Below are 22,731 nucleotides of genomic sequence, written 5' to 3'. Positions count from 1 at the left end.
CATACCCAGCGAAAGAGGAATCCAGCACTGGGTAGGCGCCACCGGGGAAGCGTCCTTAAAGTGAGTGGTGCCTACCGAGCGTGAGCTGCCCGATCACGTCACAAAGGAGCTCGCCAAGGCCACGGGGATGGACCCAGTCGCGGGGCACCCGGTTTCGTGGGTTTGAGCCTTTGATGTTCAGCTCCGAGGAGAAGGCCCGTCTCATACGCTGTGACTCAGATGCGGAGGCACAGAGATCCAGTCTCAGTCCGCCCGCGATCACTCTCGGTTCCGGAGCGTGGGCACTGGTCATCGTCTACTGGTCGCTGCTGCCTGTCGCACCGGGCTCCCGAGATGTCAGTGCCCTCCGCCATAATCGAGGCACCGTCTTCAACGAAGGACCTCATCTCTGTGACGATCACCCAGCACGAGCTCGAATCCCGGCTGTGGGACGCCGCGAACGCGCTCCGCGGCCCCGTCGACCCCGCTGACTTCAAGACGTACGTCTTCCCGATGCTGTTCTGGAAGTGGATCAGCGACACCTGGGTCCACGAGCACGACGCGGCGTTCGATGAGTACGGGGACGACCTCGACGACGAGATCGAGGCCGACTTCCACCGGTTCGAATTGCCTGAGGGCACGCTGTGGAGCGAGGTCACCGAGAAGGCCACCAACCTCGGTGCGGAGATCGCAAAGACCTTCCAGCGGATCGAGATGGCTAACCCTCGCTCGCTCGCCGGCGTCTTCGGCGATGCCTCGTGGGGCAACAAGGAGCGCATCCCGGAGTCGGCTCTGCTGGGGCTCATCCAGGCGTTCAACAAGATCAGGCTCGACCCGTCGACGGTCTCGCACGACCTGCTCGGTGCGGGCTACGAGTACCTGCTGAAGAACTTCGCCGACGAGTCGGGTAAGAAGGCTGGCGAGTTCTTCACGCCGCGTGAGGTCGTGAACCTGCTCGTCGGGATCCTCCAACCTGAGCCGGGCGAGTCCGTCTACGACCCGTCTTGCGGCTCCGGCGGGATGCTGGTCGCGACGATCAACCAGCTGCGCGAGTCCGGCAAGGACCACCGCACGCTCAGGGCGTACGGCCAAGAGATCAACCTGACGACGGCCTCGATCGCAAGGATGAACCTGTTCCTGCACGAGATTGAGGACTTCGACATCAAGCGCGGAGACACCCTCCGCGCTCCGGCGTTCAAGGCCCCCAGCGGTGCGGTCCGCCAGTTCGACACCGTGATCGCCAACCCGCCCTTCTCGCTGACGGATTGGGGAGCGGACCGCTGGTCCTCGGACCCGCGGGCCATCTGCGGCGTTCCGCCCGCGAAGAACGGCGATTACGCTTTCGTCCAGCACATGGTCTCGTCGATGAAGCCTGGATCCGGCCGCGTCGGTGTGGTGATGCCCCACGGCGTGCTGTTCCGCGGAGGCGCGGAGGCGAAGATCCGCCAGGGCCTCATCGAGAAGGACGTCCTGGAAGCCGTCGTCGGGCTGCCACCCAAGCTTTTTTACTCGACCGAAATCCCAGCATGCCTGTTGATCTTCCGCGACCAGAAGCCGGCCAAGCGCAAGGAGCATGTGCTCTTCATCGACGGCTCGGCACGCTTCGCCAAGGGCAAGAAGCAGAACCTGATGTCCGAGAATGACGTCAGGGCTGTCATTGAGGCGTACCGGACAGGCAACGACCCAGACGGTGAGGGCGGTGCGAACGTCCGGCTGGTGCCGTTCGAGGAGATCGAACGGAACGGCTTCGACCTGAACATCGGCCGCTACATCAAGGTCGCTGCCGAGGAGACTGCTGATCTCGGTGCTGCGCTCGTGGCGTATGCCGATGCCCGGCAGCGCCGTATGGACACCGAGACCGTCATGTTCGAGCGGCTGGAAGCGGCAGGCGTTGATCTGAGCGTGTTCGGGGTGTCCGGTGAGTGAGTGGGAGCGGGTCCGGCTCGACGAGGTCATCGCGCTGGATGTCGACGCGGTCCCGGTCACGACGACGGCCACCTATGACATCGTCGGTGTCTTGAACCGCGGTCGGGGCTTGTTGTTCCGGGACCCGATCGCCGGCGATGAGACCTCGTACAAGACGCTGAATCGCATCCGGCCGAACCAGATCGTCTACAGCCGCTTGAAGGCATTCGAGGGAGCAATCACCGTTGCTCCGAACGATCTGGGCGAAGCCTACGCGTCGCAAGAGTTTCCGACGTTCACGTGCGGCGAGCGAATGCTTCCCGATTACTTCCGACTCCTTACGACCACAAAACGGCTGTGGGAGCAACTGCAGGCGTTGTCGACCGGCATGGGCGGCAGGCGGGAACGGGTCAAACCCGCTGACTTCTTGACGATTGAAGTCGCTCTCCCGTCCCTGTCGGAGCAGCGCCGCATCGTCGACGTCATGGCTGCGGTGGACGCGCAGATCGCTGCGCTGACAGAGGAGAATGAGGCGGCGACGCGCACGCTGAGCGTACTCCGCGCGGATGTACCTGAGTCTGACGAGGTGCCCATCGCATCAGTAGTGGACGGCATCGACAGTGGTAAGAGCGTCCAGACCAAGGGCGAGGCGCCGGTGCAAGGCAAGGCGCGTGTCTTGAAGTTGAGTGCCGTGCAGCTCGGGCACTTCGACGCGAACGAAGCCAAGAGGCTCGATGATCACTCGGGGTACACACAGGCCCACCTTGTGAACGATGGAGACCTGCTGATCACGCGGTCGAATACACCTGAGCGGGTTGGCTACGTTGCTGTCGCATTCGACGTGCCGCCGGATACCTACCTACCTGACCTCATCTGGCGGATCCGACCGGATGAATCACGGTGTCTCGCCACTTACCTGGGACATCTGCTCTCGGCTGCTGAGTTCAGAGCACGTATCGCTGCCTCGGCATCTGGCACGAGCAAGTCGATGCAGAAGATCAACAAGAAGAACTTCGGGGCGCTCAAGGTCCCTGTCCCGGACGCGATTACGGATCAGGAAGCATACGTAGCAAAGTGTGACGCGATGGCTGACGCTCTCCGCGTGGGCAATGCCGAACTCTCGCACCTCCGCGCCTTCCGCTCGGCGCTCCTCGCTTCCCTCCTCAATCAAGAAAACGAGATTCCCGCGTCCTATGACGCTTTGCTCGAGGGGGTGTCCTGACGTGGGTTGGACGGAAGCGAGCACGATCCAGCGTTCACTGCTGGAGTGGGCGGAGGAGGCTGGTTGGGAGCGTCTCCAAGGAGACGCGTTACCGCGTGATGAGCATGACGTCATCGTCGAGGACTGGGCACGCGCAGCGTTGCTCGCGCTGAACCCCGATCTGGTCGACGACCCCGAGTCGGCGGACCTCGTGCTGCACGAGCTCAATCAGGTGGTCCTCGATGCGCACAACGGTCTCGTCGCGGCCAACGAGCGGCTGACCGTGATGCTTCGTGGCGACCACTCGTTCACGACGATCGACGGCAGGCATGTGCCTCGTCGGTTGATCGATTTCAAGAACCTCGACAACAACCGGTTCACTGTCGCCGACGAGGTCACCGTCAACGGTGCGACCAAACCGCGCCGGTTCGACGTCGTCTACTACGTCAACGGGTTCCCGCTGGTCGTTGCCGAGACCAAGACGCCTGTGAAGCATCAGGTCTCGTGGGTCAACGCCGCGAAGGACCTTCACGACGTGTACGAGGAGGAATACCCGAACTTCTTCGCGACGAACGTCTTCAACGTCGCCACCGAGGGCCTGGAGTTCCGGATGGCCCCGATCCGCGCTGTCCCGGACCCCGACTCCGAGATCTGGGCCCCGTGGGGATCCACTGAGGACGACCCGAAAACCGTCACGGGCCCGGCTCGCGTCGAGCGGGCCGCGCGCTTGCTGCTGCGGCCGGAGACGATCCTGCCGATCCTCAAGGACCTGGTGATGTTCCGTCACGCTCGGGACGCCTCCGAGGTCGACATCAAGTTCTTGCCTCGTTATCCGCAGTTCGAGGCGGCGCTGGCGATCCACGCCAAGGTCCTCGCAGGCCGTCCAGGCGGACTGATCTGGCATCACCAGGGATCGGGCAAGACCGAACTCATGGCGTTCGCCGCCGCCCGTCTGCTGCGCGACGACGCGGTGACGGGGAAGTTCGGGAGCGCGCCGACGGTCATCGTGATCGCCGACCGCAAGGATCTGGTCCGGCAGACGGCGGAGATGTTCGAGACCGCCGGCATGCCGCGGATGTCGGTGCCCCGCAACCGGCGCGAGCTGCACGCTCTGCTGCGTAGCGGTGAGCCCGGTGTGGTCATCACGACGGTGCACAAGTTCGCGGAGGCAGGCCATCTGAACAACCGGTCGAACATCGTGGTTCTCGTTGACGAGGCGCACCGCTCGCAGGAGGGGAAGTTCGGCGACGCGTGGCGCGCGGCGGTGCCGAACGCGAAGTTCTTCGGTGCGACGGGTACTGCGGTCGAGGACAAGGACCGTTCGACGTTCAAGCTGTTCGGTGACCCTGACGATCCGGACTTCGTGATGTCGCGGTACACGCCGGAGCAGTCCATCGCCGATGGGTTCACCAAGCCGGTGATCGTGGAGGGCCGGGCTGTCGGTTTCAACCTCGACAAGGAGGCCCTGGACGAGGCCTTCGATGAGCTGGCCACAGCGGAGGGCCTGGACGAGGAGGAGAAGGTCTTCCTGTCGGGGAAGGCTTCTCACATCGAGACGATCCTCTCCAACCCCGAGCGCGTGGCTGCCGTGTGCAGAGACATCGTCGACCACTTCCTCACCTACGTCGCGCCTCTGGGCCAGAAGGCTCAGGTCGTGGCCTACAACCAGCGCCTGGTGATCGCCTACACCAAGGCAATCGAGGTCGAGCTGGAGCGCCGCGAGGCCGTCATGCCGGACGGGCGGATGCGCGAGGTCGGCGTGGTGATGCACGTTGCCGACAGCAAGGAGACCCCGAAGGAGTTCAAGAAGCACCTGCTCACTCCGGAGCAGGAGGAGGCGCTCAAGCGCCGCTTCAAGAAGGTCGACGACCCGATGTCGTTCATCGTCGTCACCGCGAAGTGGATGACCGGCTTCAACGCGCCCATCGAGGGCGTGCTGTATCTCGACAAGCCCGCCAAGGACACGAACCTGTTCCAGACGATCACGCGGCCCAACCGCCCGTGGAAGAACCCTGTCACCGGTCAGCGCAAGGACTACGGGCGGGTCGTCGACTACATCGGGCTCGCGAAGGCCATCGGCAAGGCAGTCGCCGGCCCGAAGGTGAAGGACGACGAAGAGGACGAGCTCAACGTCACGGACGCCTCCAAGCTGGCGGGGAAGTTCGTCACCGACCTCACGCGTCTGCTCCATCTGTTCGACGGCATCGACACCAGCGACTCGTCGTTCGAGTCGCTCGCCGAGGCCCACGAGCGGATCCCCGAGGGCGGCGCGCAGCGCACCGAGTTCATCGAGACCTACGTCGCGCTGCAGACCGTGTGGGAGTTCCTCGCCCCGCACCCGATGCTCCAGCCGTTCAAGCGGCAGTACTTCTGGCTTGCGAAGGTGTACGAGTCGATCCGGCCCAAGGACGTCTCCAAGACGTTCCTCTGGGCGCGTCTCGGCGCGAAGACCACTGGCTTGATCCACGGTCACATGACCGATGTCGGCGTGAAGTCGATGCCGTCGAAGACAGTCACGCTCGACGCTGCCGGCCTGGCACTGGTGAAGAAGATCGCCGAGCAGCTGAAGCTCTCCGAGCAGCAGACGCCAGAGCCGAAATTTGATGACGTGTACCAGGAGGTCCTCGACTCCATCGAGGCGCGCCTGCGGCGTCGGCTCGCGGATTCGGAGAGCCCGGTGTACCGGTCGCTGGCGGAGCGGATCGAGAAGCTCCGTACCAAGGCGATCGAGAACGTCGAGGACTCGCTGGCGTTCCTCGAGGAAGCGCTGAAGATCGCTCAAGATGTGGTCGCCGCGGACCGGGCAGCGGAACAGGGCGACCAGAGTGCGCTCGACAGGCTGGCCGATCCCAAGCGCGGGGCGCTCACCCAGATCGTCGAGGAGAACACGCCACCGGGACTGCACAAGATCGTCCCCGACATAGTTTCGAGGATCGACTCGATCGTCGTCGAGGTCGCTTACGCCGGTTGGAGCGCGAGTGACGCGGGCGACAAACGCGTCCGTCGCGAGCTGCGTTCCGTTCTGAAGGAGTACAGCTTGCCGATCAAAGGTGAGCTGTTCGACCGGACGTACGAGTACGTGCGGGAGAACTATTAGGGGGTCAGCCGGGATACGGCCGGAAGGGATAGCCGGGCGATCTTGAGCGGCTGACTTGCCCCTGTTTGGGGCTATTGGAGGAGTTCGCCGGTGTCGCGGAGGTTGCGCATGGTGGGGTCGTCGTTGATGCCCGGGGCCTGACGGATAGCGCCGAGGACGGTGGCGGGCAGGGCGTCGGGCCAGTCGTCGGGTTCGACGAGGTGGTGCTGTCCGGCGAACCACACGGTGGCCAGGAGCGAGGCGGCGGTGCGCTGGTGGAGGTGTTCGCGCATGCCGCCGCACCCATGTTCGGCAGCCTACGCGCGGTCAGGGGCCGGGGCGTTCCGGTAAACGGAAGGTCCGTTGTCGGACCCGCTCCGTACCCTTGGCGCTCAGCCCCCTGGGCTACGGCCCGTGCCGGGCCCTGTATCACGGGAAGCGGGACCCCATAGTGACATCGATCTACCTCTCCTCCGACAACCCCCGGTGGATGCCGAAGAGCGAGGCCGACCTCCAGGCCGCCGTCGACGGCGGCCTGTTCGAGGAAAGCCACCACCTGGACCTGAAGAAAGCCCCGAACAGCAAGGGCGACAACAAGGAACTGGCACGCGACCTGTCCTCGTTCGCCGTCCACGGCGGCACCCTGATCATCGGCGTCCAGGAGAACAAGGAGAGCCGCACCTTCGAGCTCGCTCCCCAGCCCCTGAACGGACTGCCGGAGAAGATCGAGCAGGTGGCCCGGACCATCCCCGACCTGCCCCTGACCATCCTCACCGAGGAGATCAGCACGGCGGCCGACGACGGGACCGGCTACCTCATCGTGCACATCCCGGCCAGCCCCGTCGCACCGCACATGGTCGACAACCGCTACTTCGGCCGCGGCGACAAGACGAAGTACCAGATGGGCGACGCCGAAGTCGTCGCGCTCCACGCACGGCGACGCAACACCGAGGCCGACACCCTCACCCTGCTGCGCAAGGAGATAGACGAGGACCCGTTGCGCGACGTCGGAGCCCAGTCCCACCTCTTCCTGGTCGCCCAGCCCACCGGCGGACGACGGGACATGTGCCTGCCCATCACCGGCGCCCGGGACTGGAACCAGCGCCTGCGCACGCTGATCCAGCGTGCCCTGGAAGCCCCTCGCACCCGGGCAGCGCTTTCCGGGATGGGATTCAGCCCTGATCTGTCTTCCGCCCACCAGGGGCACCGGCGCGCGCGGGGAGTGGGTGACAGATGGCCCGTCCCAAGGTTGGCCACCCTCTGCACTGAGGGCATCTTCGTGCCCCACACCGCCATGACGAGGCCCATCACGGCGAAGACACCGAGCAGCAGCCGTCGGTCGCCCGTCGGCGGTGCGGACTGTTCGGCCGCAGCGATCGCGGTCATCGGCTTGCCCTCGGCGCAGGCGTAGGCAGCGCTGTCGCAACGGGAAGCCATCTGTGCGGCGCTGCCCACGAGTTGGGGCACGTGGTGGTGTGTCTCATGGTCGGGTTCTCCGATTCGGCGGTCAGGTAGCAGCGGGGGCAGGGGCGGCGGTCACAGGGGAGGTCGTGCGGCGGTGGGTGAGGCTGGCGAGCGGCACGCACAGGGCTGCGCCCGTGGTACCGACGGCAAGGGTGGTGAGCGCGGCGAAGACCCCACCGCCCGAGGCCAGGGAAACGGCCGCGAGAACCGGGGCGATGATCACGGCGACGGCAAGGGTTGCACCCCAGATGCCGGCGTACAGACCGCGGGCGGACTCGGGTGAGATCTTGTTGAGGACGTCGGAGGCGGCGATGAAGAAGACGATTTCGCCGGGGACGGCGGCGGCTACGGCGAGGCTGTAGCCGAGGGTGGTGTCGGCAAGGCCAGCACTGCCCATCCCAATGCCCAGGAGAAGGGCGCTGGCCGCGAGCGTGCCGATCATGGGCTGCTGGCTGCCGCAGCGGCGGCTGAGCCAGGGCGTGAACAGCGGGGTGAGCATGATCACGGTTCCGGCGTTGGCGACCTGTGTCCACCCGTAGGCGCCGGCGGCGAGACCGTCGTCCTCCATGAGCATCGGTAGTGCGGTGAACATGCCGGCCGCGCACGTCAGGGCAAAGACGCTGGCCGCACAGAGCAGCCACAGGCGCGCGTCGCGGATTACAGCCCGCACAGGGGGTCGGGTGATGGTGTGCAGTGCGGTGGCCGCGGTGTCGTCCAGCAGGTAGCGGTGAGCAATCAAGGCGCATACTGCGCACGCGGCGGCGTTGATCCAGAACAGGGCCTGGAAGCCGAGGTGCCCCGCCAGGAGGCCGCCCAGTGCTCCGGTGACGGCCGCCCCGATGTTCACGGCGAAGTTACGCCAGCCGTTGACCGCGGCGCGCTGCGCGTCGTCGGTGACGAGATGGGCGATGACGGCCGAAGCGACCGGCCGCGCCGCGTCGTAGACGATGCCCGTGATCAGGGCACCAGTGCACACGCCGGCGAAGGAGTGTTCCTGTGCCATCAGCGGAAGACAGACGGCGGCCGTTGCCATCGCGGTCACGAGAGCGCGGCGGCGGCCGAAGCGGTCGGCGGCCCATCCGGTGAGCAACTGGCCGAGAAGCCAGCCGACGCCGAAGACAGCGAGGACTTGACCGACGGTCTCGGTGCTGTAGCCCAGGTGCTTGAGGTGGTAGCTGAGGAACGGATACGCGAAGCCGAAGCTGCGTGCCACGAGCGTGGTGAGGAGCAGGGCCCAGATGGCGGAGGGCCAGGAGCGTAGGGCTGGCTGTGCGGAACCCTTGGTCGGGGAGGCGGGCAAGGTGGTGGCTGACACAGACGCTCCAGGAAAAGCGGATGCGGGATACTTCCGGGTGGGGCGGCCGGCGTCAGCGGTGTGCGCCGGATGGGTTCGGTGGGGGCGCTGTACGCGGACGGTGCCCCCACCGGGCAGCAGGGCCCCGGGCCGCTCAGGGGGGGAGGGCGGCGTCTGCCGTTCCAGGGGATGGGAACGGTCGGAGCGGGCTGCGCTTGGTGCCCGGCCGTTGGAGAAGGCGCCATCGGCTAGGACCCGGCGGGCAAATTGCGTCTGTGCGCGAAGCGCAGTGACCGGCATCTACAGTCAGTCGGTAGGCGACTGGCCTGAGAGGGCGCGGCGCACGGGCCGCTTACGACCAGTCGTTGAGGTCGCTGCGGACCCAGCCCTTGACGTTCTTGTGCGGTCCCGAGGTCACCTTGATGTACTCCCAGGACCATCTGTTGGCCCCGAAGCGCTTGTAGCAGTAGAAGTAGGTACGCGTGCCCTTGGACAGCAGGCCCTTGGAGGAATAACCGGTGCCCGGTCCGCTGCGGAGGTTGACCGAGTTGGTGTTGATGTGGCCGTTGAAGCGTTGAAGTAGTACCAGCCGCTGTTGCAGGCCGAGGAGCCGACGGCGGATGCCGTGGGTGCGGTCGCCAGCGTCACGCCGGTCGCGGCGACCACCACAACGGCCGTCGAAACAGCCATGCGACGTATGCGACGCGATGGGCGCTGAAGAATGGGAGAGGTTGCCACAGAAGCCTCCTAGGCGGGGAAGTGATGGTCCGGTACTGAGTGCGGTGCCTGCTGACGCAGCTCGTAGTTGGGTGGCGGAGGTCGCCGGTTGGACCGAAACGGCTCTGCCATCGCGAATCGGATTTCGACACGGGTTTCGTGGTCGTCCCGCTCGGCGTCCGCTGGTCGTCGCCCCGTGGATGTGTCCGCTTCCTCTGCCGCCATACCGCTCCTCGCTCGGCCGGGGGCGCTTCACCTGCGGAATTCCGCTCCGGTGCCCTGTTGGTCGGGGAGTGGGCATCGCCGGTGGGGGAAGGACACGGATCTGGGAGCCCGCGCCGGGAGCCGCCCACGGTGTGCGGTCAGCCCGCCAGGTTTAGCAAGCCGTCGTCGCGCACCCAGCCCTTGGTGCCCTTGGGAATGCCGGACTTGGAGCGCTGGGTGAGCTGGCTGTAGTCCCAGTTGCCGCGGCTGCACAGCACGGTCAGCTTGTCGCCCCGGTACAGGTAGCCGCGGCTGGTGTAGGCGGTGGACGGACCGGTGCGGTAGTTCCAGCCGTTCTTGGCCACGGTGGCGCTGAAGTTCGACCAGTTGACGGTGCACTTGCTGTGCTCGCCGACGGCGTGCGCAGCCGGGGCGGCGGTCACGGTCAGGGCGGCCGCGGCCGCGAGGGCGAGGGCTGCGGAGGCAGTCGAGCGGAGGGCGAGATTGCGGATCGTCATGATGTCCTTTCGAAAGGGAGAGAGGGGCAGGAGAGGGCCCGCGCCCAGCCGACGCATGGTCACTGGTGTGCGCGGGCCGTGGCCCCTGATGCAGGACGGTCGCCTTTCGGGCCGTTGCCAGTGCACGGACGGTGGGCATGGCTGTCCGAGGCGCCGACGGTTCTATGCGGCCTTCCTCCGGCGTGCGACCGAGGGCTGAGTTGCCGTCATGGCATCGCGCCGCAAGGCAATGGATGCAGCAGCAGTGGCTCCGACCTGAATGGCCTCCAAGGGAATCGGGCGAAGCAAAACTGCGAGAGACGCGGCAGTGGAGACTCGCACTCGACTCGCCGAGGAGACACGCACGGTCGCAACCACACCGCAATCAGCGGAAGAGTCGCGCCCGAACATGTTGCCCGCCTTATATAGAGCGGATCGAGTTCCTATCTTGATCTATTGAAACATGACTCGGAACGTCATTCAATAGATAGTCGACTGCGACTCGATGAGTGCCGCTGTGCGGGACATCTGCAGTACTGGCTGCGACGACAAGACCGACCTGAACTTCTTCTCCAAGGTGCGCCTCTTCTGGTGCCTGCCCTCGGCCCGAGGGCAGGCACGGAGGTCGCCACTCCCGGGACCCGTCGTGCGTCTACGTGGCGACGGCTCGGGACTATGTGACGACTCACCTGAGGGCCGCACCGAGCACGCCTATGATCGATGCATGCCGTCGTCCCTTCCCACGTCCCTTGCTGTGTCCGACGCCATCACTCACTACCGCCAGCTGCGCGAGCTGACCGTCGACGAGCTGGCCTATGTGCTCCGGATGCTCGATCACCCGATCTCAGCCGACGCCCTCGCGGAGATGGAGCGATGCGCTCGCCCCGTGACCGTCGACGACCTTGTCGCGATCGCCTACGCGCTCGACACGACCCCCGCAGTGCTGCTGTCGCACATCCCCATCGACATGCCGGAACCCGAGGGGCCCCTCGCCACCGGGCTCCCCGGCGACGTCGACCAGGCCGAGCTCCGCGCCTGGCTTGAGGGGAAGACCACGCTCGACCGCGAGTCGCGGGTGGGCTGGTGGAAAGAGCGGGTCGCCCGCCTCAGGGTCCGGTCGGCGCACCATGAGGAACAGCTGCAGGGCGCGTACGCGGAGCTGTGCGAGCTCGGTGACCTCGCGCTCCAGGAAGCTGACGCCCCGCCTGTGCAGCGTCTTCAGTGGCGCATCCAGGACGGCGAGCACGCGCTCAACCAGTCCGAAGTCGCACTGGCGCTGACTGAGTATCGACTCGACAACCTCCGATAAGACGCCTGACAGCCTCAATCCTGGACAGTCAAAGTCGCCCATCTATAGGTGACTTTGACTGGCTTCGGCTCCCGGGGGTGGTCGAGATCCGTGTCTTGGGGACGCAGTGTGGAACTGTGGAGCTGAGACGCCGGTCCCTGTGAAGAGAGCACCACCTGGACGCGCCGGACTGAACGAGAGGAAGCGGGGGCGATCATGACTGAGGATCAGCCTCAGTTACCCGAGCAGCCGACACAGGGCCATGCAACAGCTTCACAGGCCGTGCCGCCGCGGCCGCAGGTTCCGCCCGTTGTCACGGCCGAGCAGTGGGGCGCCGGGTTCCAGCAGACGCATCACCGCGAACCGACGATGTCCGAATGTCAGGCCGCCGTTCATGCCAGACTGATCGCTCCCGAGCGCCGGCCTCGTGATCCGTCGATGCAGCAGGTGGCCGACGGAGCCAAGCAAGTCGCCAACGGTGCCCGGGGCTTCTTCAACACCAAAGTCGTGTCGGCCGTCGAGAACTCTGGAGCCAAGGAGTTCCTCAGTAACCGCGTTGCCCCCGCCGCGCAGAGCACCTCGCGTCCGGGACTGGCCATCCTCTTCCTTCCCGTCGCGGTGTTCCTGGCGATCATCTCCCTGTTCATGCCGGTCGCTTCAGCCATGGGCTTCTCGGTCAACTACTTCAGCGACGAGGCCGGAGGTGAGAGTGGCTTCCTGCTCTTCATCATGCTCGTGGCCATCGCTGCCTCTGTCGTGGCAGTCATCCGCAAGACGAACTGGTTCCGCATCACAGCCGGAGTCGCGGGCATCGTCGCCGGCCTGATCGGCATGATCGACGGCTTCGGAACCATGGGCTCCGCCAGCGGCACCCGCTACGCCTCCGTCGGGCGGGCGTGGTGCTCCTGGCACTGCTGTCGGTCGTGATGCTGGCTGCTGCAGTCCTCATCCTGCTGTCGCCGCGTCAGACGCCTACGATTCCGCCGATGCCACCAGCCCAGTCTCCACAGAGCTGACCCAAACTCACTTTTCAGAACGAACGGAGGAAGAACACCATGAACTCCACCAGGACCGCACGTGCGACGCGGACCAGGATCGCCGTGTCCGCTGCGGCCCTGACCGCGGGTGCTCTCATGCTCACCGCCTGCAGCGGGAGCAGCGATGCTGCTTCCTCGCAGAGCCCCAGCAGCAGCCAGGCTTCCAGCTTCGACGGGGCCTACATCTCCATCACCGACGGGGCGCGCGGCGGCATCGCCGCAATCGACGGCCACAAGATCACGTACATTGACGTCACCGCTGGCGACCAGCAGTGCCAGCTGACCACGAAGGCCCTCGGTGACATCAAGCACGGCTCGATCGTCAAGGACGGCAAGACCGGCAAGGGTCAATACCAGGTTCTCTCGACCGGCACGATCAACGACAGCCGGACCAGTGTGCTCTGGGACGACGTCAACGGCTCCGACCAGACAGGCACTGACCCGGGATCCGGCTTGATCTCGATGTCGAACAGCATGATCACGCTTGGGTACACCTTCGCTTATTCGATCGACCAGGTCCAGCTCATCCCGGCCGACAGCGACCAGGCGAAGGCATTGATGGCCAAGGACTGCAACCAGCACAGCTGATTGCCGCACCACCCAGGCAGCACAGAACCCCGTGGATATCACGTCCACGGGGTTCTGTTTTTTCTCTGACGCCTACTACTGAAGCTGCTGCGCCCGGTACTCCTCAATCGTCTCCGGTGGCTGGCCGTACTTCGGCGCGCGCTGCTCGACGAAATCCGGCTCAGCCCACGCTGCCGACTGCCGGATCCTCGACCGGGCGACCACGACGAACACCGTGGCACTGATGGCGATGTTGAGCAGACACCACCCAGCCAGCAACATCGTCAGCACCACAGGCAGACCGTCCTCGATCGCCATGGTGGTCAGAACGACCAAGCCTGCGCTGTTGCCCAAGAGGCTGGCCACGTACCCCTCGAACGTGCCGGATAGGCGCGCCAGAGTCCGCGGCTCGTCGCGATGCCGCACAGCGCGCTTCACCTCGCCGACGAACACCACGGTGGTCACGGCCGCCGCCGCGCTCAATACCAGGTCGCGGATCCCGGTGATCCACCATCGCGCCGAGCGCCACCAGCCGCGCGGGAACTCGCCGCGAAGCCTCGATCCGAGCCTCATGCTCTTTCCCTTCTCCTCCTGCCGCGCAAAAGACGACGCACCCGGTCAGTCCTGCGGCTTCTCGCGCCGGCTCCGGCGAAGACCACCGGCCAGCCGCTGCTGCGGATCCGGAGTCTCCACGCTCTGAGGGGCCGGATCGGCAACCCGGCGCGGACGGGGACGGAGACGGGGACGCAGAACCGGAGCCTGCCGCGGCGAAGGAGCCGGTGCAGGAGTCGACGTCCGCGGTGCCTGAGCCCGCAGGGCGGGCGTCTGGCGCGGTGTCGGCGTCGACGCCTGAGTCGAACCCGGCTGACGCGCTGCCTGCGTCCGAGCACCATGTGCAGCCGGAGTCTGACCCGAAACCGGAGCGGCCACGGGACGAGGAGCCGACGTTCCGGCTCCCAGCTGCCTCGGAGTCGGGGTGCCCAGAGCGACGCGCGTAGGACGCGTGCTCGGCGCGGCTGGCTGCCCAGAAGCGGGAACGGGAACGAGACCAGGAGTAGTGCCTCCGCTGAAGCGCTGCGGTGCAGCCTGCTGGTTGCTGCCCTGCTGGCTCTGCGCATCCTGGGCACCCGTGCCGAACTGCGTCTGGCCTGTCCGACCGGCGACAGCCTCTCCGCTGGTCGGGACAGAACCAGCGCCGCCGGCGCTGCTCTGGCCTTGAGAGCCGCCACGAGAGCTCAGCGGCTCCGTAGACGAGGCCAGGACCTCGCCGGAGATGATCTTATTGCCGTCCGAGGTGTACCCGAGAATCGACAGGCCGCCCTGGTTGCTCAGATTCTGTGCCGTCTGCTTGTCCGAGTGCGAGCTGCCCGCTCCGCCACTGGTCAGCTGCAGTGGACCGCCTTTGTCGTCGGGACCGTCGCCCTGGCCAGACACGCCCAGAGCACCAGCAGAACCGCCACCGCCACCGGAGCCACCGCCACCAGGACCACCGTCCAGTGCCGGGCTGTTTGAATCGCCCGGGCCACCCTCGCCGCCGCCCTCCAGAGGCAGCGACTGCTTGCCCGCGGTCAGAGCCGTGGCGTCGCCGTTCGTGCCGCCGGCGTTCGTCGACGCCGTCTTGCCCGCGGGCTTGCCCGTGCTCGGGGACGCCGGGCCGCTGGTCTTGTTGTTGAACCCGTTGGCGAGCTTGTTGCCCATGGCCATACCCGCGCCGGCCCCCGCACCTGCGGCCAGAGCAGGCATCAGCCCGCCCTTGTCCGGCTTCGGCGCGGTGTTGGTCTCCAGGAACTTGTCCACGAGCTTGGTGACCACCTCGTCCATCGCCTGCAGCACCGTCTTGCGGACCCGCAGCAGAGCGAAAGTGATGCCCATGATCAGCAGCGACGAGATGAGCGTCAGGATCACCACGATGATCCCGCCGAGCGCAACGCTGCCCCACAGGCCGCCCGGGCTCATGAAGCTCGACACGGGCCCGGCCATGATGTCCGGGACCGAGATCAGGAACTCCGAGACGAACTGGTAGATGAACAGCGTGACGAGGACCTCCAGGATCAGCGCCATGGAGTAGACGATCACCTTGGCGATCGCGGCCATCGCGCCCAGCGTCGCGAACGGCACGGCCGCCACGAGGCCGAAGATCCGCTTGACCGAGCCGGCCAGCATGCCGATGGCGTACCAGAAGCCGAGCAGGACGATGGAGCCCAGGACCGTGGCCGCGTTGGACCAGTACATGAACTTCGCCGGCCCCGTGCCCACCTGGCTGACGGCCATGTGGTTCTCGCGGGTGAAGCCGGACGTGGCGTTGTTCGAGCTGTACATGTTCAGCGAGCTGGGGCTGAACCCGGTGTTGAGATAGTTGTACGCCGCCAGGGGAGACAAGTTGCACGAGGAGGGCGTCTTGCCCACCGTGAAGCCGCAGCCGGCCTTTGTCCCCGTCGTCGTGAAGACCGTCGAGTCCTTGCCGGGACGAGAGGAGGTCAGGCCCGTGCCGTCGGTCGAGATCACCGGGTGATCCACCGGCTTCGGGCCCTCCTCCTCACCGAAATCCTCCACGTCGCCGTAGCTGTCCTTGTCGACGAACCAGCTCTTCTTGACCTCCGCGCTCTCGTCCAGATGCGTGATCGAACTCTTGATCCCCGACTCGAAGTCGGAAGCTGCGATCTCGTTGCTGCCGATGTACTTGCCGATGATCCCGAAGGTCGAGAACACCGCCTTGAAGTCATCCGACGCACCGGTACCGACGGAGACCGTGCCGTCCTTCCAGGCCGACTCGGCGTCGTTGACCTTCGTGCCGATGCTGATGCCGTTGAACGTCGCTCCATGGGACTGCTTGTTGATCGCCAGCGCGCTCGTGCGCACCGACATCATCGCGTCAGAGCTCGCCTGGTCGCCGTTCCAGGAGACAGTGGCCTGGTCCGGGATCCCGAGGCGGTCGTTCATCATCCACGCCTCGAAGTCGACGTAAGTGCTCAGCACGACGCGCGTCGGACCGGCATGCTGACCGAGAACCGAGTTGTCGAACTTGTCGAGCACGCTGGTGTACATCGACCCGATGAGCGGCAGGCCGACGCCGATGAAGACGACGCGCACGATGAGCTTCTTGATCGCCGAACCCCGGTCCATCTTCTTGAACATGACCAGGCCGATGAGCAGGAAGCCGATGAAGATCGGCACCAGCACCCGCCACGAGATATCGACAAGCAGGCCATACCAGCCACTGATCCAGTGCTGCAGACCCGAAAGCGCGCCGCCTCCGGTGTCACCTCCCGTCATCCCGTCAGCGAAGGTCGGATTGACCGCCCTGACCGCCTGGTAGAACCACATGAAGGGGTTGATGAGCTTCAGGAACTGGAGGATGACGTAGAATAGCGTGCCGACCGCCAGCGCCAGGGCGTAGAGGACCCAGATGACGGAGCCTCCAATCACGCTCACGATCTGGCCGCCGATGCCCGAAGACATCGTGTCCAGGCCAAGGTCAGCGTTCGCCGCCCCGAAGTGCGCGTAGTCGAGCATGCCCGAGTACTTCGCGTTGCCCTTGTCGTCTTTCGCTGCCAGCGTCTCGTACGTGACGGTCTGCGAGGACCCCGAGACCTCGGCGAAGAACCAGCCCACGATGTTGCCCAGGCTGAAGTCCGGGTCGGCGTAGCCGAGCATGGAACCACCCGAAACAGGACTGCTCGTGACCGGCTTCCAGTTCTCGTGCATGCCCTTGTCGTTCGACGGCGAGTTCTCCTCGCTGAAGTACGAGCTCGCATTCGAAGCCAACTGGTAGAGGCTGTAGTTGTCGCGCTCCTTCTCGTCGTCCGCGGACGCCGGCGAAGAGGTCGCCATCATGAGGACCGGCACGAACAGGGCGGCCAGAGCGACGAGGGCGAGCCCGCGCGCGAGCCTGCCCTGGCGGGCTCCGCCACCGCCGCGGCCGGCCCAGGCACGCAGCCGCGCCACCGCCGTGATCGTCCCGTTCATCGTCTCTCCCCTACTCCTCGCCTCCGTATCAGTGCTGACCTCGCTCATGCCTTGACCAGCTTCTTCGGCCTGGGCTTCCTCGCCGGCCGCCTTGCGCCGTCCTCAGGCCGCTGCAGGCTCTTCTTGCCGTCGCGGCGCTCGCCCCCGTCGCTCTGGCCCGCGTCAGCCTCGCCGTCGCCGCCCTCGCTGTGCTTCCGGATGCTGGTGAGGTTCGCGCCCGGTGCCGGCTTGTCGTGCATGATCGCGTCCATCCGCGCCGCTTCTTCGGCTCTGGCCGCCTCCAGGCGTACCTGCCTGCGCTGGGCCTCGCGGTAGGGGTTGATCCCCAGTGCCAGGTCCAGGTGGAAGACCACGTTGGAGACGCCCCGGCGCAGGTACGTGAGGTTCTCGCCCTTGGTCGTGATGAGCTGGGCGAGATCCGGCGGAATCCGCTGGTGCAGCTGCTTCTGGTATTCCGCCACCGTGCCGTCGCGCATCGGGCCGAAGAGCGTGTAGTCCGCGGCGTCGAACTTGTTGAAGTCGCTGTCGGCCAGCATCTTGTCGACGTCGTTGTAGCTGTAGACCACCCGGCCGCCGCGCTCGTGCATATGGTCGAACTGGTCCTTGATGTACTTCTTCACCCGGTCGTCGATGTGCTCGGTGCCGTGGATGATCACCGTGTCGCCGAGCCCCAGCTTGCCGACGGCGAAGCCGACGATGTTCACCAGCTGTGCCATCGCCACGCCCTTGCCGCGGCGCATGAGCCGCGAGAAGTCGTAGACCACGCGCCGCGAATCCCGGACCCCGTCCACGGCCGAGGCCGTGTGGTTGTTGAACAGGTCGCCGTTGGTGCTCAGCATCGCGTTGGCGATGCCCCTGAGCACGTTGTAGGCGCGCAGCTGGTCCGGGTCGGTCTTGCTGGAGTTCAGCAGCGCCTTGTGCGCGGTTGCCACGTAGGAGACGAACATCTGAAGACGCGGCACCTGGGTGTGCGGGATGTTCACCACACGCAGGCGGTGACGCTGCTCCTTGGCGTTGTGCCGCCACATGCCCTGCTCGATGTAGAAGTCGGTCGCGGTGTCTTCGAGGGCGCTGCGGATGATCGAGCCGATCGCTCCGTCGCTGGTTTCGTAGAGCTGCTCGAACATCAGCTTGAGCTTCTCCATCTGGGCGGAGAAGACCGTCAGCTCGTCCTCCTCCTCGCCGAACATCTCGAACATGTTCACGTCGCCCTGATTCAGGTCCACGCGCGAGGTGAGCCGCTCGAACTTCGGGCCGAGCTTGTCGAGGTGCGCTTCGTCGAGGATGAGGTGGACGACCTGGCCGTTGTTCAGCAGCGCCGCCTGAGAAATCTTCGAGCACCACATGTTGGCCACCCGCTGGCGGTCGAGGTACTCGCTGAGCGTGGCGTCGGCGACGATCGCGTGGTGGTCGTAGGCGTTGACGTCCATGAGCACGGCGCTGTTGTTGACGTCGCCGACCATGTAGCCGACGTACTCGCCGCCTCGGTCGTTGAGGCCATTGGTCACCAGCGAGTAGGAGCCGGCCAGCTCGGTCGAGGTGAAGTGGAAGCCCTTGCCCTTCTTCTTCTCGTTGTTCTTCCACAGGCCCGAGAGCTCCTGACGCTGCTCGCCGGCGTAGGGCGCAGCCTTCAGCGTGCCGAATCGGTCGATGTACAGACGCGTGACCCGGTCGATCGTGTCGTCCAGGGTCGCCAGATCGGGGGCCTTGAGGAAGAGCCGGTTGTGCACCGAGAGGTAGCTCGCACCGTCCTGGATCTCGCCGATCGTGATCCCGAGGTCACCGGAGATCTTCGCGGCCTTGCGCCTGGAGGAGGTCGTGCCCGTCTCCTCCTGCTCGTTCGCATCCAGCCGGTCCAGCTTCTCCGACTGCTTGGTGTACGAGTCGATCCACTTCTCATCCATCCGCTTCACCTGCTCAAGCACGACGGCGGTGACCCGCTCGTCCAGGCCGTCCGGGATCCGGTCGATACCCCAGAAGGCGGCGAAATTGTCGTGCGCGGCGTCGTCGTGGAAGTACGCCAGGATGCAGGCGACCGAGCCGTCGACCTCGAAGTAGTCGGAGCGGAAGAGGTACTTCTCCTTGGGCTTCAGCGCGAGCAGGTGAGGGTAGGCGTCGAACGTGCCCTGGAGGTGCTTCACCTCCCGGCGGCGCTGCCACCAGTTCTTCTTCGGCCCGGCGGCCTCATCGGCTGCGCCGTCCGCCAGCGCAGCGTCCTGCACGCCCTCAGCCTGAGCAGCACCATCCGCGCGCGGATCATCGACCACAAGCTCCGCGGTCTCATTCGTCTCGTCAGGCTTCTTTCCCGGAATGCCGAGCTGTGCCCGGACTTTCGTCATCAGCGCCATGGTGTCCTTCGTTCGTTCCTCGTCGTGGTGGTCGGCCTGGCGCTGGTCAGTTCAGCGACGCCTCGAGATCGAGCAGTTCGTCGTCGATGCCCTGGTAGAAGACCCGGAGCATCGGCAGAGCCTCCTCGCGGTCGAGCATCGTGGCTTCCTTGATCATCAAAGTCGAGCCGCCGACCTCGGCCTGGAGGACCTGGTGCCCCTTGCGCAGTGCGTCGGCGTTCTTGCCCTTGAGCAGCAGGTACTGGTGGATCGAGGTGAACTTCCCGCCCACGTGCTGCGTGAGAATGTCGTACTGCTCGTTCTGCAGCTCGATCAGATCGGGATCGCGGACCAGCAGGGCCTGGTTGCGCCGCTCCAAGTTCGCCACCTGGTGGTAGACCCGCTGCGGCTCCTTCGTCGTGATGAAGCTGTGCTCGCAGGCCGTCTCGACCTTGCGCCAGAAGGAATCGACCCGATCGAGGATCCCGACCCGGTCCTCGTCGAAGAGCAAATAGCTCGCCGAGCCGACGACCAGGTAGACCCGACCTTCGCCGCCGTCGGAGAAGTGAATCAGCCCGTCCTCGTCGATCCCGTCGATGCCGACGATCGAGTAGAAGTCCGTGGGGTTCGAGCTACGACGGGTGAAGACGTGGCGGGCCTTCCGGGGTAGATACGCCAGCAAGGCCGGCACGCGCATGATGCGCAGCTCCTTCGTCTTCACCAGCCCGCCGAAGTAGGCGATCGCCGCCAGTCCCCAAAGAACGAAGAACGTGATGGCCACCGGTCCCGAGCTCGCCACGAACGTCGACGTGCTGAACCACAGCAGGGCGAGGATGCCGCCGCCGAAGAAGAGCAGCTGCTTGATCGGGGAGGGCTTGGCCGCCCAACCTCCCTTGCTCAGCGTGATCTCGTGGTCGAGGAAGCTCCTGTTCAGCGAACTCGGCACCTTGTATGACAGTTTCGCCATGGATCCCTCATCTCCCCCTGCGATCACAATGGTCATTACTCGGTCTATCGAAAAACCCTCATACGTGAGGTGTGTAGATGGCATCCTATCTCAGATAGGTCATTCGAAACGAGAGTGAAAGGGACTTAAATGGCGACGCCCGATGACTCGGACTAGGGTCTGTTGCGAAAGTAGATCTTGTTCGGTGATGATCATGTCCCGTGGGACGTGGGGATCTGACGAACGGCCAATGGGCCCGGCTTGAGCCTCTGCTGCCGAAGGGCATCAAGCCGGGCCGGCCGCAGGTGTGGACGCGGCGGCAGCTGATAGACGGCATACGGTGGCGGACCCGGACCGGTGCTCCGTGGCGGGACGTGCCCGAACGTTATGGGCCGTGGGACCGGGTCTATGACCTGTTCCGGCGCTGGCAGCGGGACGGTACCTGGGCGAGGATCCTCACCCAGCTCCAGGCCGAGGCGGACGCGAAGGGCCTGATCACCTGGGAGGTCAACGTCGACTCCACCGTCTGCCGGGCCCACCAGCACGCCGCCGGAGCGGCGAAAAAGGGGACCTTCAGAAGGAGCCGCCCGGCGGGATCTTCGTCGAGCCGGCCGACCACGGCCTCGGACGCTCCCGCGGCGGACTGACCAGCAAGATCCACCTCGCGGTCGAACAGGGGCAGAAGCCCTTGTCGATAGTGATCACGGCCGGGCAGCGGGGCGACTCCCCGCAGTTCGAGCCGGTCCTGGAAGCCATCCGAGTGCCGAGGCTGGGGCTCGGCAGGCCCCGCAAGCGTCCGGACCGGGTCCGGGCGGACAAGGCGTACGACTCTCGCAGCAACCGCTCCTACCTGCGCAGACGCAGGATCAAGGCCACCATCCCGGTTCCGGCGGACCGGGTCCGCAATCGCCTCAAGCGCGGATCACGCGGCGGACGGCCGCCAAAGTTCGACAAGGACGACTACAAGCAGCGGCACGCCGTCGAATGCGGGATCAACCGGCTCAAGCGCCACCGGGCCGTTGCCACTCGGTACGACAAACTCGCCGTCCGCTACGAAGCGACCGTGCTGGTCGCAGCCATCAACGAGTGGCTGTGACCAGCACTTTCACAACAGACCCTAGCGGTTCCGGGTCATCGGGCGTCGCCTGAGCGGCTGACAAATCAGTCGCGCCGCGGGAGCAGAGGCGCTCAGCCCATCGCTACCGCCTCGAAGCGCGGAACGTTGTCGCCCAGGGCGAGCACCGCCAGTGCATCGGCCGAGCCGTCCCGGTCGAGGATCTCCTGACGCACGCACCGGAATCCCATCGAGCACGGCCCGCTCCGAGTGACGGAAGTGGTAGTGACCGGCGACGCACAGCGTCTCCTTGGCCGGATCGAGCGCCGAAAGCACCCGCGCGGTGTGCACCCGCTGCGCCTCGCGCACGTACGCCAAGTCGTCGGGGTGCCAGCCACGGCCGTCGCCGAGCCGCTGCAGCAGCCCCGGGACCGCCAGCGTGGTCACCAAGGCCGCCATCAGCCACTACCGCCCCGCCGGGGTCGCCCGCGTGGGCAGTGCCGAAGACCGCCTTCCTGGACGCTGCCCACCGTGACCTGGCCTACAACCCCCGCCCCTGGCATCTGATCCGCAAGTACAAGGAGCGCAAGTACCGCGAACAGGCGACCCGGGAGAGAACACGCCTACCTGATTCCCACCGCGCGGCCGATGGCTGCGGACGCGACGTCGCCCTTTCACGTTGGGCCGCTGGCCCCGGGTGGCGAAGCAGACCGGGAGAAGGCGGGGACGCGGCAGTTGCCGCAGCTGGCGTGCATCCATACCTGCGGTCCGTCGCCGCGCAGGCGGATACGGCCGGGCTCACCGCAGGCTTCACAGGTGTGCTCCGAGTCCGTCTCGGCGGCGTCGGTCAGCGCGGTGGCCCGGTCGGCGTACTCTCCGTCGAACTCGCCCTCGATGAAGCGGTCGGCGACGGTAATGCGTAGGCCGCCGAACTTCGTGCCGAACGACTCGATCCGGTAGTCAGCGTCCAGGGCCAGCAGGCCGTGGTGCAGCCGGTCGAGCAGAGCGGCCCATCCGGGCCCGACGGTGGCGACCCAGACGGGGATCTGCCGCACGGCAGCGGAGCGAGAGGATTCCGGCGTCATGGACGCCATGGTCGCGCGAACCACTGACAATCGAATCCGTCCGCGCTTTCGGCACGGCGGGTCCGCTCATTCGGCGATCGGCCAGGTGCTTTGGCGGCTCAGATGGTGGTCAGCAGGCGCCGTT

Annotated in this window: 16 protein-coding genes; 8 read left to right on the top strand and 8 right to left on the bottom strand. The window is 65.9% G+C overall.

From position 1 onward, the window contains the following. Positions 1–390 precede the first annotated feature (390 nt). The 3 genes from ACIF9R_RS12725 to ACIF9R_RS12715 are packed head-to-tail and all read left to right on the top strand — an operon-like array spanning position 391 to position 6,182. Entirely contained in the window at positions 391–1,905 is a 1,515-nt protein-coding gene (locus tag ACIF9R_RS12725) for an N-6 DNA methylase (RefSeq protein ID WP_399978172.1), read from the top strand. After that, on the top strand, positions 1,898–3,106 hold the full coding sequence (locus ACIF9R_RS12720; RefSeq protein WP_399978169.1) for a restriction endonuclease subunit S: 1,209 nt from the start codon (positions 1,898–1,900) through the stop codon (positions 3,104–3,106). Before ACIF9R_RS12725 ends, ACIF9R_RS12720 begins: the two co-directional genes overlap by 8 nt. 1 nt (position 3,107) lies before the next feature. Then, a complete protein-coding gene (locus ACIF9R_RS12715) occupies positions 3,108–6,182 on the top strand; it encodes a type I restriction endonuclease subunit R (protein ID WP_399978167.1) in 3,075 nt (1,024 codons plus the stop codon). Positions 6,183–6,253: 71 nt separating this feature from the next. On the opposite strand, the gene ACIF9R_RS12710 is transcribed toward ACIF9R_RS12715, so the two are convergent. Next, positions 6,254–6,454, bottom strand: coding sequence for a hypothetical protein (locus ACIF9R_RS12710; protein ID WP_399978165.1), 201 nt, complete (start codon positions 6,452–6,454; stop codon positions 6,254–6,256). A gap of 158 nt (positions 6,455–6,612) precedes the next feature. Here ACIF9R_RS12710 and ACIF9R_RS12705 point away from each other — a divergent pair, with 158 nt between their 5' ends. Continuing rightward, positions 6,613–7,572, top strand: coding sequence for a helix-turn-helix domain-containing protein (locus ACIF9R_RS12705; RefSeq protein WP_399978163.1), 960 nt, complete (start codon positions 6,613–6,615; stop codon positions 7,570–7,572). 96 nt (positions 7,573–7,668) lie between these two features. Here the strand turns inward: ACIF9R_RS12705 and ACIF9R_RS12700 are convergent, their stop codons facing one another. Both ACIF9R_RS12700 and ACIF9R_RS12695 read right to left on the bottom strand, forming a co-directional pair. Then, positions 7,669–8,940, bottom strand: coding sequence for an MFS transporter (locus tag ACIF9R_RS12700; protein ID WP_399978161.1), 1,272 nt, complete (start codon positions 8,938–8,940; stop codon positions 7,669–7,671). A 1,058-nt stretch (positions 8,941–9,998) separates the two neighbouring features. Next, positions 9,999–10,358, bottom strand: coding sequence for an SH3 domain-containing protein (locus tag ACIF9R_RS12695; RefSeq protein WP_399978159.1), 360 nt, complete (start codon positions 10,356–10,358; stop codon positions 9,999–10,001). 703 nt (positions 10,359–11,061) lie between these two features. On the opposite strand from ACIF9R_RS12695, the gene ACIF9R_RS12690 reads away from it, so the two are divergent. The 3 genes from ACIF9R_RS12690 (at position 11,062) to ACIF9R_RS12680 (ending at position 13,250) form a co-directional block, all read left to right on the top strand. Continuing rightward, complete coding sequence (locus ACIF9R_RS12690) at positions 11,062–11,646, top strand: DNA-binding protein (RefSeq protein ID WP_399978157.1); 585 nt, start codon at positions 11,062–11,064, stop codon at positions 11,644–11,646. 195 nt (positions 11,647–11,841) lie between these two features. Beyond that, entirely contained in the window at positions 11,842–12,552 is a 711-nt protein-coding gene (locus ACIF9R_RS12685; RefSeq protein ID WP_399978155.1) for a hypothetical protein, read from the top strand. 128 nt (positions 12,553–12,680) lie between these two features. After that, positions 12,681–13,250 (top strand): hypothetical protein, encoded by a 570-nt coding sequence (locus ACIF9R_RS12680; protein ID WP_399978153.1) that lies wholly within the window; start codon positions 12,681–12,683, stop codon positions 13,248–13,250. Between the two features lie 75 nt (positions 13,251–13,325). On the opposite strand, the gene ACIF9R_RS12675 is transcribed toward ACIF9R_RS12680, so the two are convergent. The 4 genes from ACIF9R_RS12675 to ACIF9R_RS12660 all read right to left on the bottom strand — a co-directional run bounded on the left by ACIF9R_RS12675 (position 13,326) and on the right by ACIF9R_RS12660 (position 20,489). Beyond that, on the bottom strand, positions 13,326–13,802 hold the full coding sequence (locus ACIF9R_RS12675; protein WP_399978150.1) for a hypothetical protein: 477 nt from the start codon (positions 13,800–13,802) through the stop codon (positions 13,326–13,328). Between the two features lie 45 nt (positions 13,803–13,847). Beyond that, a complete protein-coding gene (locus tag ACIF9R_RS12670) occupies positions 13,848–17,195 on the bottom strand; it encodes a hypothetical protein (RefSeq protein ID WP_399978148.1) in 3,348 nt (1,115 codons plus the stop codon). A gap of 44 nt (positions 17,196–17,239) precedes the next feature. Continuing rightward, on the bottom strand, positions 17,240–19,417 hold the full coding sequence (locus ACIF9R_RS12665) for a hypothetical protein (protein ID WP_399978146.1): 2,178 nt from the start codon (positions 19,415–19,417) through the stop codon (positions 17,240–17,242). A gap of 172 nt (positions 19,418–19,589) precedes the next feature. Further along, the gene (locus tag ACIF9R_RS12660; protein WP_399978144.1) at positions 19,590–20,489 is read right to left on the bottom strand and encodes a hypothetical protein; all 900 of its coding nucleotides are present in this window, start codon (positions 20,487–20,489) and stop codon (positions 19,590–19,592) included. Positions 20,490–20,689: 200 nt separating this feature from the next. Between ACIF9R_RS12660 and ACIF9R_RS12655 the strand changes: the two genes are divergently transcribed. Then, positions 20,690–21,564, top strand: a protein-coding gene (locus tag ACIF9R_RS12655; protein WP_399978143.1) for an IS5 family transposase whose coding sequence is annotated in 2 segments (ribosomal slippage) — positions 20,690–21,083 and positions 21,083–21,564 — 876 coding nt in all. Because the reading frame shifts where the segments join, the coding sequence is not laid out codon by codon here. A gap of 632 nt (positions 21,565–22,196) precedes the next feature. Here the strand turns inward: ACIF9R_RS12655 and ACIF9R_RS12650 are convergent. After that, positions 22,197–22,607, bottom strand: a complete 411-nt coding sequence (locus ACIF9R_RS12650; RefSeq protein ID WP_399978141.1) for a hypothetical protein — start codon at positions 22,605–22,607, stop codon at positions 22,197–22,199. Positions 22,608–22,731 lie beyond the last annotated feature (124 nt).

The organism is Streptomyces sp. NPDC086080 (genome assembly GCF_044540255.1).
Lineage (GTDB): Bacteria > Actinomycetota > Actinomycetes > Streptomycetales > Streptomycetaceae > Streptomyces.
This window is presented reverse-complemented; position numbering and strand designations above follow the sequence as displayed.